Below are 14597 nucleotides of genomic sequence, written 5' to 3'. Positions count from 1 at the left end.
GGAGCTTCTAGGCTCCCTTTTTTATTGCTCCTGATCCTGAGAGGCTAAGTAGACAACTACAGTTTCTCCTTCTAGCTTCCCAACCACCTTCTTTTCTAAAACTAAATTATTATTTTGGGCGATTTCTTTAAGCTCTTCAATTTTTTTTAAATCATTTTTAGAAAGAAGAACAAAGAAGGGCGTCGATTTCTTCTTTGTTTGTTCAATATCTTCCTGTACACCGTAGAAATTTCTACAATAAATATTATTATAGAAGAATTTACTACTTACATAACACTTATGATCATCCACCTTTTCTAAAATTTTCTCTGTGAACTCTTTGTATATATCTTCTCTCTGATATTCTTGAAGTGATGTTTGAAAGTGAGATCGTCCAGTTGAATTCAAGCGAGAGTATGACCCTTGCGCAATAACCAGAAGGCATAGAGCATAGACGAGTTTTCTGGATGTAATCAAATCTACATATTGAAAGAAGTAGAAAATAAGAAAAAGAAAAATAACATATAGATCACGTCCACCTTGAAACTCTGAGAAAAAGGTAAAGAAAAGTAGATAGAACAAAGCAGGGAGAAAAAGTATTTTTACACCACTTATTAGAAACCAGCTCTTTCTTTTATAGAGAACGTGATAAATCACTAGAGAGACACAACTCAATAAGAATATTGGCGAAAAGTTCTCTTTGAAAGTTATAGCGTATCTGGGGAGGACATCTGTCATAAGACCGAGCCAACCGACAGAACTATCTAATCGATTCGAAATTACATGGCGAGTAATATGATTTGAGATCTCCCCTGTGGTTATATATTCACAGAGAAAAAATGAAACGAGGAAAAGAGATGGAACTAAGCTGTAACCAAGGACTTGCTTATTATAGTCCATATTCTTTTTCTTCATTAAGTGAAAAATCGATATCAGAGATATTGCAATATAGAATGCAATAGCACTCTCTAAGAATAAGAGGGCCATAACACCAAAGAGTGCATAACTCTTAAGTCTCTTTTGATGAAGAAGCGCAAGCGATACCAGCGCAAACATCAGAGAACCCATTTCATTAAAAAACATGATTGATTGAATCTGAAACATCGGCAACATCATCAAGCTCAACGAAGAGTAGAAAGCTACTCGCCTATTCGAGGTCACACTCACAAAGTAATAGAAGCTGAGAACAAAGAGACATGAGATAATTAGTGAAAAAGCTCTCATAGAGAAGAGGCTAACTCCAAAAATACTTGAGTAAAGAAAGTAGAGAAAGTTATTTAGGCCAGGATGCCCAAAGAATGCCCCCTCAGGATGCTCTCCAGGAAAAAAGAAAAGGAGATCCGGCTTCATGAAAATAAATTCAATCTTATTTACTTCCTCTAAATCAAATAAACCAACTTCCCCGTGGACTATTAATTTTAGAGTAAAAAAAGTAAGTAAGAAGACAAGAAAGACTAAAGTATATGCATTAATTCTTTTAAATTTTAAGATAGCTTAATTCCTTAAATTCTAAACAAATGATATTTCTCATTTTAACTAGATATTTGAGTATAAGCAATACTCCACCTACTTTTAACTCTCATAAGATGTGCTATAATTTAGAAGAATCATTACACATGGAAGCGTAGAAATGAGCAGTACTAGAAATGAAGATCTTAAGATTGTCGTAGTAGATGACTCGGATTTATCGAGAAACTCCCTTATTGAAATACTAGAAAAGAATGGCTTCAATGTCGTTGGACAAGCATCAAGTGCCAATGAAGCAGTTCCACTGCTTGGAACTGGAGCTAATCTCTTTCTCATTGATATTGTCATGCCAGAGGTTAGTGGAATTGAGCTCTCTAAAATTATTTCTGAAAACTCTAAGCAGGCTAAAATAATAATGATGTCCTCTCTAAATATGGAGAGCATTATTATAGAGTCAATTTCCAATGGAGCTGTAGACTTTCTAAGCAAGCCTTTTAGTGAGAAAGATCTGATTAGATCGGTTGAAAAAATTGAAATTGAAATGGAAAAGGATAATTAAGATGTTTTTTGTTTTTAAGTTTTTTCTCTATTTTTCTATTAGCTTTATAATACTTTCATTTCCTCTCTCTGATAAAACGGTCTTTGAGCACATGAATAAGTTCACAAAGCCTTATACTGCAAATATTTACAAGTCTGTTAAATCAAATTTCAACTCTGGAATTAAACAGGGAACTCACTATGGAAAAGAGTTATTTTCCAACACTTCATCAAAGAGCGATCAAGTTAAAACAAAGTACTCTTCTGTAAAGAAGTCGATGAAGCAAATCGAGAATGAAATTGAATCACACCATGATAATTTCACAGTAGAGGAAAAAGAACTCCTGAAAAAAGTCCTAAAAAAAGCCGAGTCATATTAACTCGGCTTCATTGATTATTACATATGGTTGATTCTTAAGATTGCTTGTCTTTGCTTGTCTTCTCTTGCTCAACTTGAACTTCTGTTTCTTTCACTTCTTTACTTGCTCTAGCTTGAGTTGATTGGTTCTTAATACAACTTGTATCAGACTCACCTACTGTACCGGCAAATGAAGTTGAAGAAAAACCTGCGATGATTGCTGTGATTAATACTAGCTTTTTCATAAATCCCTCCCGAGGATAATAGTTTAATTACTAATATTAATGCATTCATCGTGCCAAAATTATCTTATGTATTTTAAGTGATTTAGCTATATCTACTCTGTAATTTATTTTTACACTGTCTATTATTTAGACAGTATAAAGCTCCCACAAAGTGAAATTTCTAGCCAAAGAACCTCAATAACCATCTCACAATCTTAAGCTTTCCAAAGTAAGGAGGGTACTTTAGCGGCGGATCAATTCGAGTAGAGGCCCTAAAAATAGACTTCTTATGTGAGAAAAGATCAAACGAGCTCTTTCCGTGATAGCCGCCCATTCCACTCTCACCAACTCCACCAAAGGGCAACTTATCATTTGTAATATGCATAAGAGTATCGTTAATAGTTACCCCTCCAGCACTTACACGCTTAAGAATAGAGTTAACAATCTTCTCGTCGCGACTAAAGATATACATTGCCAATGGCTTATCACGCTCTATTACAAAGTCTATAGCACTTTTTAAATTGGTCATTTTTACGATGGGAAGAATTGGACCAAAGATTTCTTCTCTCATTACCGAAGAACTTCCAGAAGCCCCTACCAATGTTGGGGCGAGATACCTCTCCTGTTCATCAACTTCACCACCACAGAGAATATCTTCAGACTCGATATACGACTTCAATCTCTCCAAGTGACGAGAGTTAATAACTCTTCCATAGTCTTTACTCTTTTTTGGATCTTTTCCGTAGAACTTGAGAATATATTTCCTTAAGTTATCCACTAGGGATTCATACTTATCCTCTTGAACTAGTATATAGTCAGGAGCAATGCACGTTTGCCCAGCATTGAAGAACTTCCCAGATATTATTCTCTTTGCAACTAGATCAAGATCGTTATCGCCAAATACAAAAGTAGGACTCTTTCCTCCCAACTCCAAAGTCACAGGAGTTAAGTTCTTCGAGGCCTTCTCCATTACGATTCGCCCGACGACACCATTTCCAGTATAGAATATATAGTCAAACTTCTGATCTAGGAGATAAGTCGTCTCTTCAACTCCACCGGTGACACAGCCAATATATTCGCTCTCAAAACTTTCGGAAATAATCTTCGCTATAATTTCTGAAGTGTGGGAAGAGATCTCACTAGGTTTTGCTATGACCCTATTTCCTGCTGCAATTGCTCCCACCAAAGGGGAGAAAAGAAGTTGAAATGGGTAATTCCAAGGAGCAATGATAAGAACACTCCCATAGGCTTCGGATTGAATATAACTCTTGGCCGGAAAGTGGAGAAGAGGGGTTTTTACCTTCTCTTTTTTCATCCACTTCTTAAGACCTTTTTTAATATGTCTTATTTCGTTTTGGACGAAGAGTATTTCTGATATCTGAGACTCGTAACTTGGCTTTCCCAAGTCCTTAGAAAGGGCATCGAGAATATCTTTCTCATACTTACTTATGGCCTCACTAGTCTTATCCAAGAGCTCTATTCTCTTCTTATAGTCTATATGCAGACCACTTAAAATATGCTCTCTCTGTGTCTTAATTAATGCTTCAATACTGTCAAACATTCTTACTTCCAATTTGAATAGATAAGAAATTATAGCACTGATAAATAGGAATGTACGGATGGAATATAGGGCCAAGGAACTTGGCCCAGAAAATTAGCTTATTATTTTTGAACTGAAGATGATTTCTCTTGCTCAGAAGATTCTTTTACTGTTTCTTCCTTTGCTGCTTTAGATTTGCCTGCAACTCTCGCTTGCGTAGATTGGTTTCTAATACACTCTGTAGACCCTTCTCCCACACCAGCATAGCTAGAGAAAGAAAGCGTTAGAAGTGATAATAAAGCTGTCATAGATAATAGTTTTTTCATAATTTTCTCCCATATGTAATACTACTTTAAGGAGCACAAATCATGCCAAACTACGTGTTTGAATTTCAATTACTTATCATTTGAAGAGAGTCTATTCTTTAGACAGTGACAATTTTATTTACAGACACAAAAAAACCCAGGCATTGCCTGGGTCTATATCATTAAACATTTTACTTAAGATTACTTACCAACATCTGTACCCGGTTGAGGTGCAGTGCTATCCCCTTCTCTTACATCTTCCTGCTTCGGAGCTGTACCGTGAAAGATCTGGCTACACTCTACGTTATCATCAGTGTTTTGCCCAAGGCCACCATCTGACGAACCGTCTGCCATCACTGGGAATGAAAGTCCTAATACTAAAAGCATGGCAATAATTTTTTTCATATCTTACTCCTAACTTTACTTACTTTAATTATACACTCTTTTTCAATTCTCTTCATTTAATGGAGCAAGTCACTGAAAGCTCGTTGCTCCTACTGCCTTATAAACTAGGCATTATAAATTAAGATTAACTCCTGCTGGCTTAACAATCGCAAGTAATGATTGAAACGCCTGAGTTACTTGAAGTGCCATTTTATGTCCGGCCTTCGATTCTACTTTCTTAATCTCACCATAGTTATCATACTGAACATTAATTTTTCCAATTGAGTCCATCTTGATTTCTACTGGCTTACCTTGAGCATTGTAAACAAATGATAGAGATCTCTTCTTCTTAGTATTCTTATCATAGTCATGCATCTTAGTGATACGACCTTTTCTATCGTAGATTAAAAGAACTGACTTCCCAAAGCTGTTCTCTGCCTTAGCTAAGTTTCCACTCTTCTCATCATACTTAAAGTTAGTCCATCCCTTCTTGTTTACAACTTTTGTAATCTTATTAAACTTCTTGTGGTAAGAAAGCTCAATATAATCACCTTTAGTAGAAGTCTTCTTAGTTAAGAGTCCCTTCTTGTTGTACTCAAAAGAAGTCACATGATTTCCTCTCGTAATTTTAAGAGGAAGTGAACAACACTCAGAGTAAATCGTCTCAGTTTTTAGCCCATTGATTTGAGTTAAAATTCTATAAGTGTACTGAGAACCATCTGGTCTAGCTTTGATTTCATACTCATACTTATTTGAAACAGATTTTCCATTTGGAGACTTCTTAGTCACAGTTGTCCAGTAATGGAAGTCTGGGTTCTTCGGATTAGAGTCATACTTATAGCTTGTTAAATCACCACTTCTACTTTTTACAGATTGAACAAATTGCGTTCTTGGAGTGTAGTCCACTTCCATTTTTGAACCATCTGAATAAGTAATCGACTTCATATTGTGATTTGCATCGTATGAATACTTAAATACATTTCCTGCAACGTCCTTAGACTCTACAAGATCATCACCTTCAAATTTATAGCTTGTTTTCTTATTCGCTGTAGAAGAGATACTCTTAACTCTTCCATTTTGAAACCACTCAAAGAATAATTGCTTTGCTTGAGAATCTTTAATCTTTAAAAGGTTTCCATTCTTATACTCAAAAGAGATTGTATAACCGTGCTTGTCCTTAATCTTGGCAAGTTTACCGTCCTTATTAAAGAACTGAACTTTACCGTCATTATAAACACGCTTAAAACCATCTTTGATTTTGTGTACTTGTTGTAGTCCTCTCGTATTTGAGAATAGTACTGTTCCGTTTGCTAGCTGAGCCTTAACATTAAACTTTCTAGCATAAGCTTGTCTAAGCTCGGCATCGTTTGAAAGTTTAACTTTTAGAGACTTTGCAACTTGCTCTGTAACACTTGTTCTCTTTCTCATTGCCTCAATAATTCTTTGAGCCGCAGATACTGGATCAACTGCTTCCTTTGGAACAAATCTAGTATTGGCACCACTTCCGTTTTCGTGGATAACCACGGAACCATCAGCGGAAACAGTTAGAAAGGTTTCATAATCAGAACCCCAACCAAAACCGAACCAACCCTTCTCTGTCGACTTAGAGTTATAAGTTCTTACGACCTCTAAATCGTGTCCCCCACCTGGGACGATAATGTCTGTGTACGAAATGTAGAAGTTTCCGTTCTTAAGATTAACCCCACCAAACGCAGTAGCAGGAATTAAAAATAATAATAGGAGTAATTTAACAAGCTTCATGTATTAATCCTTTTTTGAGCACTATAATTCTCTCGTATATTATATCGGCAAATTGAGTTCAGAACTTTAAACTATTTTCACTAAGTAGCTAAACCTTTATTTTTACTATCTTTAGAATCACAAATCCCCCTGCAAAATCAAAAGCGAGCGCCGCCAAAGTAAGGATTATTCCTAGAGGGTGTGTGAACATAGGCTTTACAGACTCTGGGTCTGAGACAAAGTAGATGAGGCCAATACCATAAGGCATGAGAAAGATTGTTAGACCCTGAAACATACCCTGTGCTGTAAACGTATCAATCTTTTGTTTTAGGCGAACCCTTTCTCGAATAACGTCAACAATAGTATCGAAAACCTCGGCAAGGTTACCACCGGTTTCCCTTAGAATATTAATAGAAGAGACAAACATATCATTGTCTTCTGTAGGAATTCTTTTTGAAAGATTATCAAAGCACTCCTCTAGAGGTACTCCAATCCTGTTTTGCTGTAAGATCATATTGAACTCTTGTGAAACAGGTGCAGGCATTTCGTCTACAACCATCCCAATTGCCTGAGGAACAGAGAGACCTGCACGAATACCATTTGAGAGAAGTGTAAGCGCATCAACCATTTGTGCTGAATATGCATTTATTCTTCTATCCACAAGATAATTAATTAATGGCTTTGGAACTTTAAAACCAATGAATCCAAAAATTAATCCAAGAATAAATCCTATTACCCATTGGCCTAATACACCAAAGAGTAGAAACATAAAACACCCAAGCCCCACAGAACAACCCAATAGTGCGTAAGTAATTTTTTGTTCAGGAATTTCAATAAAGAGAAGTTCTAGCTTCTCCATAATATAGCTTCGAGTACCAAAAGTTTGATTCTCGATCCAATCAAATATTCCTTGAGAGTGCTTATAGCACAGCAGGAATAGAGCAAACCCTATTAGACCAATGACACCTGACTTTCCGATTAAAGCTATAAAGAAACTCATTAACTAGGCCTCTTCTTTACAGGTCTATTTTGTCCATTAGGCCTCTGTTTTGGCCTAGGCTTAGCATCGCCACCACCAGGTGCTTTAGAGCCTCCACTCGCAGGAGGAGGAGTACTACCGCCTCCACTACCGCCGGCACTATTACTAAAGAGACCACGAGGAACGTTGTAACCTTTACGCTCTAGAATTTCGATAAACTTAGGAATAAACCCTGTGGCCTGAAACTCACCTATTATTTTACCATTCTTATCAATATCTCTTTGTTGGAAGAGAAAGATATCTTGAAGTGTGACAACATCACCTTGAATACCACCAATCTCTGAAATATGAGTCATCTTTCTAGAACCATCATCCAGACGTTTTTGCTGAATAATCATATGTACAGAGTTTGCGATCATCTCTCTAATTGCTTTTGGACTTAAACCGGCACCTGCATATTGAACTAATGTCTCAAGACGACCAATACACTCTCTCGGATTATTAGAGTGAACTGTTGTCATCGATCCATCGTGACCTGTCCCCATTGCCTGAAGCATATCCAGGGTTTCACCACCACGACACTCTCCAACAACGATTCTTTCAGGTCTCATTCTTAGTGTTTGTTTAACCAGACAACGAATATCAATTTCCCCATCACCCTCTAGCGAAGGTGGTCTCGTTTCAAGACGAACGACGTGATCTTGTGGAAAGTTAAGTTCAGCAGAGTCCTCACAAGTAATGATACGTTCATTGGCAGGAATAAATCCTCCAAGAATATTAATTAGAGTTGTCTTACCTGAACCAGTACCACCACTAACAACAATATTTCTATGCCCTTCAACTGCAATCCTAAGAAAGTCGGCCATATTCTGCGTGAGAGATCCCCACTTTATATAGTCTTTATAAGTCACAACCTCTTCAGGAAATTTTCGAATTGTAATACAGCAACCATCTAAGGCCGAAGGTGGAATGATGGCGTGAACTCTGGAGCCATCTTTAAGTCTAGCATCTACGTATGGAGTCTTCTCATCAATCCTTCTTCCGATAGGTGCAACGATTCTTTCAATTACATTGAGAACCTGACGATCATTAGTGAAAGTAATATCTGATTTTTTAACCTTACCACTTTTTTCATAGAATATTTTATCAGGGCCTACGACCATAATCTCTGAACATTCTTTATCGGCAAGTAGATCTTCCAGAGGACCAAGTCCAAGGGCCTCATCCAAAATCTCCTTAACGATTCTATTCATATCTTCTCTTGTTTGGAAAACACTCTTAGTGTCTTCCTTGCCGAGAAGTTCAACAACCATCTTCTTAGTTTGCTCACGCATAATGATGGCCGCTTTTGGATCATTGTCGTCTGAATTCTTTAAGTCCATTTCATCAACAAGGGCCTTATGAATTCTTGATTTTAATTCTGTCCAAGCACTCTTCGTCTTCCCATCCATTGGAGCGCCAGAATCGGCCTTAGCCCCAACATCTGTAGGTTTATTAAGTTTTGCGAGTGATTTTAAAATATTTTTTTGAATAATTTTTCTGGCACACTCTGTAATACCTTTAGCAAAGTTACTCTTCTTTGCAATAACCATTACTGGCTTCTTCTGGTTTAGTGCCATCACACAAGTTTGATCATCTTTTGGGATAGTCGCAAAAACAGGCTTCCCCATTGCTTTGCCTACAACTTCAGGTGTTACAGGGTGCCCTTTTTGATGCTGATTCAGTAGAACTTGCATCATATCTTTTGGAAACATCATCGTTACAAGATCAGAGTATAATCTCTTCGTCTGATTGAGAGCGAGAATATCTGGAGTAACGACGAGAAAAATCATTGTCGAAAACTCAAGGGCCTTAGCCGCAAGATCATTCATCTCGCTTCCAGCATCAATAATTGTTAAGGGAAAGATATTTGTAATGGCCTTAAGAGTTTTACCCAGTCCATCAGCATTAATACTATTACTTGCAGTTGGATCAGAAGGCATTCCAATATAATTTACACCTGCGGGATGTGGTGTTAAGAACTGCATAATAGAGCGTGGATCAATGGCACCAGAAAACTCTGATAAGTCCTTTACTGTTTTCTTCGACTTTATACCTGTAATAAAGTTTTGATCACCACTAGCATTCTTATCAAAATCTAATAGCATTACTTTTTGGCGCGACTCAACAGCATAAGCAAATGCCAAGTTTGCAGCAACTTGGGATTTCCCTTGCCCGCCTTTTCCACCAATAATTGTAATTATATGACCAGCCATTATCGCCTTCTACTTCTAAATTTTCTTTTTATCTCTTCAGTTCCTGTCGAAGCTGATTCGATAATCTCAGGTGTTACGAAAACAACAAACTGAGACTTATTCGTTAAATATGCCTTCGACTTCACAAAAGAAAATAATTTACTTCCATCTTCTACTTCATCAACTCCACCCGGTGGGTTTCTGTCAAAATCTGTTGAAGATTTATTTACAACAACACCACCAACAACAGCACTCTCCTTACTTTTAACAACTAATGCAGTTTGAATAGTATTAGATGTTGTCTCTGGAGGATCACCTACGTTTGCACTGACGGTTAGTCCCATACTCAAGTCAACTTTCTCTTGTGGCAAAATTGTAGGAGTGATAGAGAGATCAAACCCAGCAGTTGCTTTCTCAGTTCTAACAAACTCTCCAGTACCAATTGCAAAAGGCTTCTCACTTCTCTTAACGATCTTACTCGCTATCTTATCTTTAGTTATAATGACACCAGATTGAATAACTCTCGCATAACCGGCACTCTTAGCTGATGCTAACTTTGGAAAGAGATTTGAAATGGTTCCAGCAAGGGTTCCACTAGATGAAGATGTCACACCACCATCGGCGCCCTTACCAATATTTATAGTACCACCGCCTCCACCGAGAACTGGCTCCCACTTAAACCCAAAAATTTTATTATAATCTTTTGTAAGCTCAACAAATTGGGCAGAGATTTTTATCATCTTTGGAATTGGCGCAGGCTTCTTCTTCGCATTTACACTAATAAAGTTTTGAATAATATCTTTCTCCGCCGCCTTTACCGCTTCAGTTCGTCTCGCAAGGTTTTGAATCATGTCAGGAACATAGACAGCAGCGATTTGCTCGGCCCTAGTCTTATCCACATCAGAACTAACAACACCTTCAAGCATAAAGAGTCCATTCGCAACCCTTACCGTTACATCTGGCATATTACTTTTTTGAATTTCTTTTTGCATATTACGAGCGATAACTCTCTGGGTCTGAGGAGAGAGTTCTACTAATTGTACAACGTCTGGATACCCACCAAGAACAACGATCACCCTACCAATATCTGATGGGACAACAATCTCTCCACCTACGTAGACCTTATTACCCTTGATACCAATTTCCAGACCTTCAACATCACCAAGAAATTCTTTTAACTCTTGAACAACCTTAGATTGGTCAGTTGCAGTGATATTTACTAAGAACTTGGCCTTAATATCTCCAACAGTATTTCTTACCATTACAGATGTCTGTCCCGGTTTAAGACCTTTAAATGTGATCTCTCTTTTTTGTGGAATAATTACGTGATTTAAAATGGTATCATTACCAACTTGCACTTTTGTAGAAGGTGCAAAATCGAGTTTCTCTACATGGTCTATACCTAGAACAACTTCAACTTTTTTCTCAGGAACATTCTTTCCCTGCTGAGCAAAGATCGAAATGGTATAAATGAATATTAAAAAAGTTTTAACAAGTCTCATTAGTTGCCTTGACTCTTGTATTTTTCAGAGAAGAATATCTTTGCCTCAGACGCATCCTCTCCAAGGATATCGAAGAGTTTAGTCGACTTAATTCGAACAACTTCTTTATCCGTATTATTTCTTAGTGCTAGATATGGTGGAGTACCAGAATTATAACTAAGAATAAAAACTAGCTTCTGTACTTCATATGGATCTAACTCAAGTGTTACCGTTCCATAGTCACTATATGTATTAAGCTTCATTTTCTTAATTACTCTTGGTGTCTTAACACCAATAATAGGAAGGTTTCCAGAAATACTCTTACCCGTTGAAAGAATAAGAACATCTTGAAGTATCGTCTTCATTTTCTGTAAATCTTTTCTACCACCTGCATAGTCAATTCCCGCCAGAATATCTACCCTATCTCCGGGCTTAATCAATTTACCAACTGAAGCTCTTTCAGATACGTCTAAAGAGATTGCTCTCTTCCCTACAGCAACCTGTCTTGAAAGACCACTTCTCTCATCCGGCCAACTAACTCTTGGCTTGGTAATTTGCTCGCCCTTAAGAATAGGAACTGTTGCAACAGTGTTTTGAATTTCCTTAATTGTTTTAAATGCTTTCTCGTGAACAAAGTTTGAAGGCATTGATGTAACAGTTACTTTTGAATCATCAATGAGTTCAAGTTCTTTGATATCAACTTTAGCAATGACAACTGACTGCTCTTTACCATACTTCTTTATGATTTTAGTTTTTTCATCATCGATATACGTATAAACCATGAACATTGCAAAGACTGCAATAATCAAGGCCAATGTGAGTGCTCTAGTGTTCATTCTTTACTACCCTACTTAAGTGACTACTATTAATTTTAACAAATAATTACGGTCAGTTGAGGATGGGGAAAGAAGTATCAGTCTAGGTGATTATTTTTGGACACACTGATCATATCCGAGCTGATCAGCAAAGCTACCATACCTGAGGAAATTAGTTCCTTCGACGTAGCCAGAAGTGGATTTCATATAGGTTTCTCCGCAGACACCATAGAATGTAAATAGCTTTATAAAGTTGGAAGTTACTTCTCCAATTCTACTCTCATCACACTCTTCGTCTGTTTCATTTCCAAAGAAATTCATAAATTTATAGCAAGTACCAAATGATTGAGTATCTCCGACGGATTTTCTCCGCCACCCCACACTTGAAGCGCCCATAACGTTTATTCCACTTCCAAGTAGGAACTCAATATCAACTCTATTGGGTGTTCTTGAATCATGTTTAACCAATCTATAAAAGTAACCTCTTGTGGCCTTTTGCTGATTAATCGACCCATTGATTGAATTCGTTATATTGATAAGTACAGTATAGAGAAAAATTATGAACGGGAGAAAGAGAACAAATTCAAAGATTGCCTGCCCCTCTTCATTTCTTAGAATATTCTTCTTTAATTTCTTAACAGCCATTATCAAAAAAAGTTACATGGGTATTACAATCTGCCCCTAAGTCCTGCATCACTTTGCAGACTCGGGCAAGACATTCAGAGCGAGTTGGCTCTCTTCCCAAAAATGTTTCCGATTTATAAAAGACGGGATCTCTCCCTCCAATCAAATTACTAAATGAAAAAGGAACAGAGTAATCAACCACAGTCCCAACATAGAGTTTATTTGGTGTGGATGACGGATCGTTGACACTGATCCCTCCGTTAAAGCCAGTAACCATAACTTCTGGCTTATAACTATTAAAAACATTTTGAGCTTGCTGAAAAGCAAACCCATCGGAACCTGCAATATTGGCACTATTATTCTCTACCGTTAAATATGTACGGGCCGCCATGAAGTTGGCATAGTGGATGTAGAATCCACTTGTTGCATCAATAGAGATTTTATAAAAGAGAAAAATAAATCCGAACGAAAATACGAAAGTCATTAAGAACTCTATCGTAGATTGCCCTTCCTCTTTTCTAATTAGCGTGGATATTGCTCCCCTCCTGTAAAAAAACGTGTTCGACCGTCATCAATATCGTAGTATGTCTCATGCGGACCACTGTAGTTATCATCGCTTCGATCAGCTTCACTATTTAAATAACCATGGCGATAGGAGTACTCCAACTGAGACCTTAAGCCTGCAAAGAATCCAGAATCCTCTCCCATAAAATCTTTAAATTTATTAGAGTTTACAATGGAGAAAGTAATTAAGCTTATAACTGCGAGTAACATTATGTACTCAACAGCACTTTGCCCTCTTTCTTCTAATAAAATATTTTTGCTCTTATTGTCCATCCAAACCATAACCACGAAACTAATATAACTGGTGCGTATGAAAACCTTTGTCCAAAGATTGTTTTTATTAATCTTAAGTTCTTAGTTTTAATTGCTAATTTAATGATATCAGATCTTTTAATTATATTGGTTAATAAAAGAGAAAGCCCGACAACAACAGTAGAGTAAGCGAGAAAGATAAATGCTGTCTCATGTAGAGAAACTGGGATCAACAAGTAAAAAGATAATAAGTATTTCGAATCCCCCGCTCCCATAATTTTTAAAGTGAATAGAAATATTCCTACAATAAAGAATGCAATTGGAAAGACAAATGTACTCCATCCAAAATTATAGTGGTCGGGAAAAAAGAAGACACTTAGTAAATAGAATGAAATATTTATGAGCGGCCAAAAGTTAGAAATTTTCTTGTGAGTAACATCGTGAGAAGCGACAAAGAAGAGTTGTACTACTAGAAAGAGATAGACTGATATTGGCATTACTTCGTCCTATTTTGATAATCTGAATACCAACACTCTTCTTCACAAACACCTATAGTCAATTGCTGTGTTAATTGAAATCCAATACTCCTGACGGAGTCGGACATCATACCACCCATCCCCTTAACCATATTAAGAGCAATTAGTGACATGAATGCAAATAGAATTAGATACTCTATTAGGGCCTGACCGGCACTACCTTTAACCATGTATCTAAAGTAACAGAGTTTTAAATACGATAAGACACTTAGGAATTAAATTCCTAGTTTTGTGGCGAACAATTTAGAATAATAGACCTAGCAGCTAGACTATAGCTCTAAATCTATTATTCTATACTGTCTACGAAGCCTTCCGCTTTACCAAAAACGTCCTCAGTGATTTTATTTAATCTTGATGAGGCAACATCTTTGAATTTAAAAACGATTAATGCTACAACCGCAACCAGAAGAATATATTCTGTTGAAGTTTGCCCACTTTCGTCTTTTAAATAGGCCAGCAAAGTTTTTTTCATAACTTACTCCTTTGAATAACTTTGTCGGTCATTTTCTGCTCTAACTTAAGAAAAACTTCCATTATTTTAGAGTTTTCAACAACATACTAAATCACTCAAGCTTAGT

At 37.0% G+C, this 14597-nt stretch carries 18 protein-coding genes; 2 read left to right on the top strand and 16 right to left on the bottom strand.

Translation table 11 applies throughout. From position 1 onward, the window contains the following. Positions 1–21 precede the first annotated feature (21 nt). Positions 22–1329, bottom strand: coding sequence for an ArnT family glycosyltransferase (locus BMS_RS00930; RefSeq protein ID WP_014242912.1), 1308 nt, complete (start codon positions 1327–1329; stop codon positions 22–24). Between the two features lie 280 nt (positions 1330–1609). On the opposite strand from BMS_RS00930, the gene BMS_RS00925 reads away from it, so the two are divergent. Together BMS_RS00925 and BMS_RS00920 are read left to right on the top strand one after the other, a co-directional pair. Then, positions 1610–2005: a response regulator gene (locus tag BMS_RS00925; protein WP_014242911.1), complete on the top strand. Its 396-nt coding sequence runs from the start codon at positions 1610–1612 to the stop codon at positions 2003–2005. Between the two features lies 1 nt (position 2006). Further along, complete coding sequence (locus BMS_RS00920; RefSeq protein WP_014242910.1) at positions 2007–2363, top strand: hypothetical protein; 357 nt, start codon at positions 2007–2009, stop codon at positions 2361–2363. Positions 2364–2397: 34 nt separating this feature from the next. Here the strand turns inward: BMS_RS00920 and BMS_RS00915 are convergent, their stop codons facing one another. The 15 genes from BMS_RS00915 to BMS_RS00845 all read right to left on the bottom strand — a co-directional run bounded on the left by BMS_RS00915 (position 2398) and on the right by BMS_RS00845 (position 14491). Then, the gene (locus BMS_RS00915; protein ID WP_014242909.1) at positions 2398–2586 is read right to left on the bottom strand and encodes a hypothetical protein; all 189 of its coding nucleotides are present in this window, start codon (positions 2584–2586) and stop codon (positions 2398–2400) included. A gap of 160 nt (positions 2587–2746) precedes the next feature. Beyond that, a complete protein-coding gene (locus tag BMS_RS00910; protein WP_044557142.1) occupies positions 2747–4126 on the bottom strand; it encodes an aldehyde dehydrogenase family protein in 1380 nt (459 codons plus the stop codon). 101 nt (positions 4127–4227) lie between these two features. Further along, entirely contained in the window at positions 4228–4431 is a 204-nt protein-coding gene (locus BMS_RS00905; protein WP_014242907.1) for a hypothetical protein, read from the bottom strand. A gap of 180 nt (positions 4432–4611) precedes the next feature. Further along, on the bottom strand, positions 4612–4815 hold the full coding sequence (locus BMS_RS00900) for a hypothetical protein (protein ID WP_014242906.1): 204 nt from the start codon (positions 4813–4815) through the stop codon (positions 4612–4614). A gap of 111 nt (positions 4816–4926) precedes the next feature. Beyond that, positions 4927–6555, bottom strand: a complete 1629-nt coding sequence (locus tag BMS_RS00895; RefSeq protein WP_014242905.1) for a DUF6531 domain-containing protein — start codon at positions 6553–6555, stop codon at positions 4927–4929. 88 nt (positions 6556–6643) lie between these two features. Continuing rightward, a complete protein-coding gene (locus tag BMS_RS16545; RefSeq protein ID WP_014242904.1) occupies positions 6644–7534 on the bottom strand; it encodes a type II secretion system F family protein in 891 nt (296 codons plus the stop codon). Then, the gene (locus tag BMS_RS16540; RefSeq protein ID WP_014242903.1) at positions 7534–9768 is read right to left on the bottom strand and encodes an ATPase, T2SS/T4P/T4SS family; all 2235 of its coding nucleotides are present in this window, start codon (positions 9766–9768) and stop codon (positions 7534–7536) included. The genes BMS_RS16545 and BMS_RS16540 overlap by 1 nt, the downstream gene beginning before the upstream one ends. Then, a complete protein-coding gene (locus tag BMS_RS00880; RefSeq protein WP_014242902.1) occupies positions 9768–11249 on the bottom strand; it encodes a pilus assembly-related protein in 1482 nt (493 codons plus the stop codon). The genes BMS_RS16540 and BMS_RS00880 overlap by 1 nt, the downstream gene beginning before the upstream one ends. Further along, positions 11249–12064 carry a Flp pilus assembly protein CpaB gene (gene cpaB, locus BMS_RS00875; RefSeq protein WP_014242901.1) on the bottom strand — a complete coding sequence of 272 codons (816 nt, stop codon included), beginning with the start codon at positions 12062–12064 and terminating at the stop codon, positions 11249–11251. The genes BMS_RS00880 and cpaB overlap by 1 nt, the downstream gene beginning before the upstream one ends. A 90-nt stretch (positions 12065–12154) precedes the next feature. Beyond that, complete coding sequence (locus BMS_RS00870; protein ID WP_014242900.1) at positions 12155–12688, bottom strand: hypothetical protein; 534 nt, start codon at positions 12686–12688, stop codon at positions 12155–12157. Continuing rightward, on the bottom strand, positions 12678–13151 hold the full coding sequence (locus BMS_RS00865) for a hypothetical protein (protein WP_014242899.1): 474 nt from the start codon (positions 13149–13151) through the stop codon (positions 12678–12680). Before BMS_RS00865 ends, BMS_RS00870 begins: the two co-directional genes overlap by 11 nt. Positions 13152–13189: 38 nt before the next feature. Then, entirely contained in the window at positions 13190–13504 is a 315-nt protein-coding gene (locus tag BMS_RS00860) for a Flp family type IVb pilin (RefSeq protein WP_014242898.1), read from the bottom strand. Next, the gene (locus BMS_RS00855; protein ID WP_014242897.1) at positions 13474–13980 is read right to left on the bottom strand and encodes an A24 family peptidase; all 507 of its coding nucleotides are present in this window, start codon (positions 13978–13980) and stop codon (positions 13474–13476) included. Before BMS_RS00855 ends, BMS_RS00860 begins: the two co-directional genes overlap by 31 nt. Continuing rightward, positions 13980–14189 (bottom strand): hypothetical protein, encoded by a 210-nt coding sequence (locus tag BMS_RS00850; protein WP_014242896.1) that lies wholly within the window; start codon positions 14187–14189, stop codon positions 13980–13982. Before BMS_RS00850 ends, BMS_RS00855 begins: the two co-directional genes overlap by 1 nt. A gap of 116 nt (positions 14190–14305) precedes the next feature. Beyond that, positions 14306–14491, bottom strand: a complete 186-nt coding sequence (locus BMS_RS00845; RefSeq protein WP_014242895.1) for a Flp family type IVb pilin — start codon at positions 14489–14491, stop codon at positions 14306–14308. Between the last annotated feature and the right edge of the window lie 106 nt (positions 14492–14597).

The organism is Halobacteriovorax marinus SJ (genome assembly GCF_000210915.2).
Classification (GTDB): Bacteria; Bdellovibrionota; Bacteriovoracia; order Bacteriovoracales; family Bacteriovoracaceae; genus Halobacteriovorax; species Halobacteriovorax marinus.
Note: the sequence above shows the minus strand (reverse complement) of the source record. Positions and strands in the feature narration are given on the sequence as shown.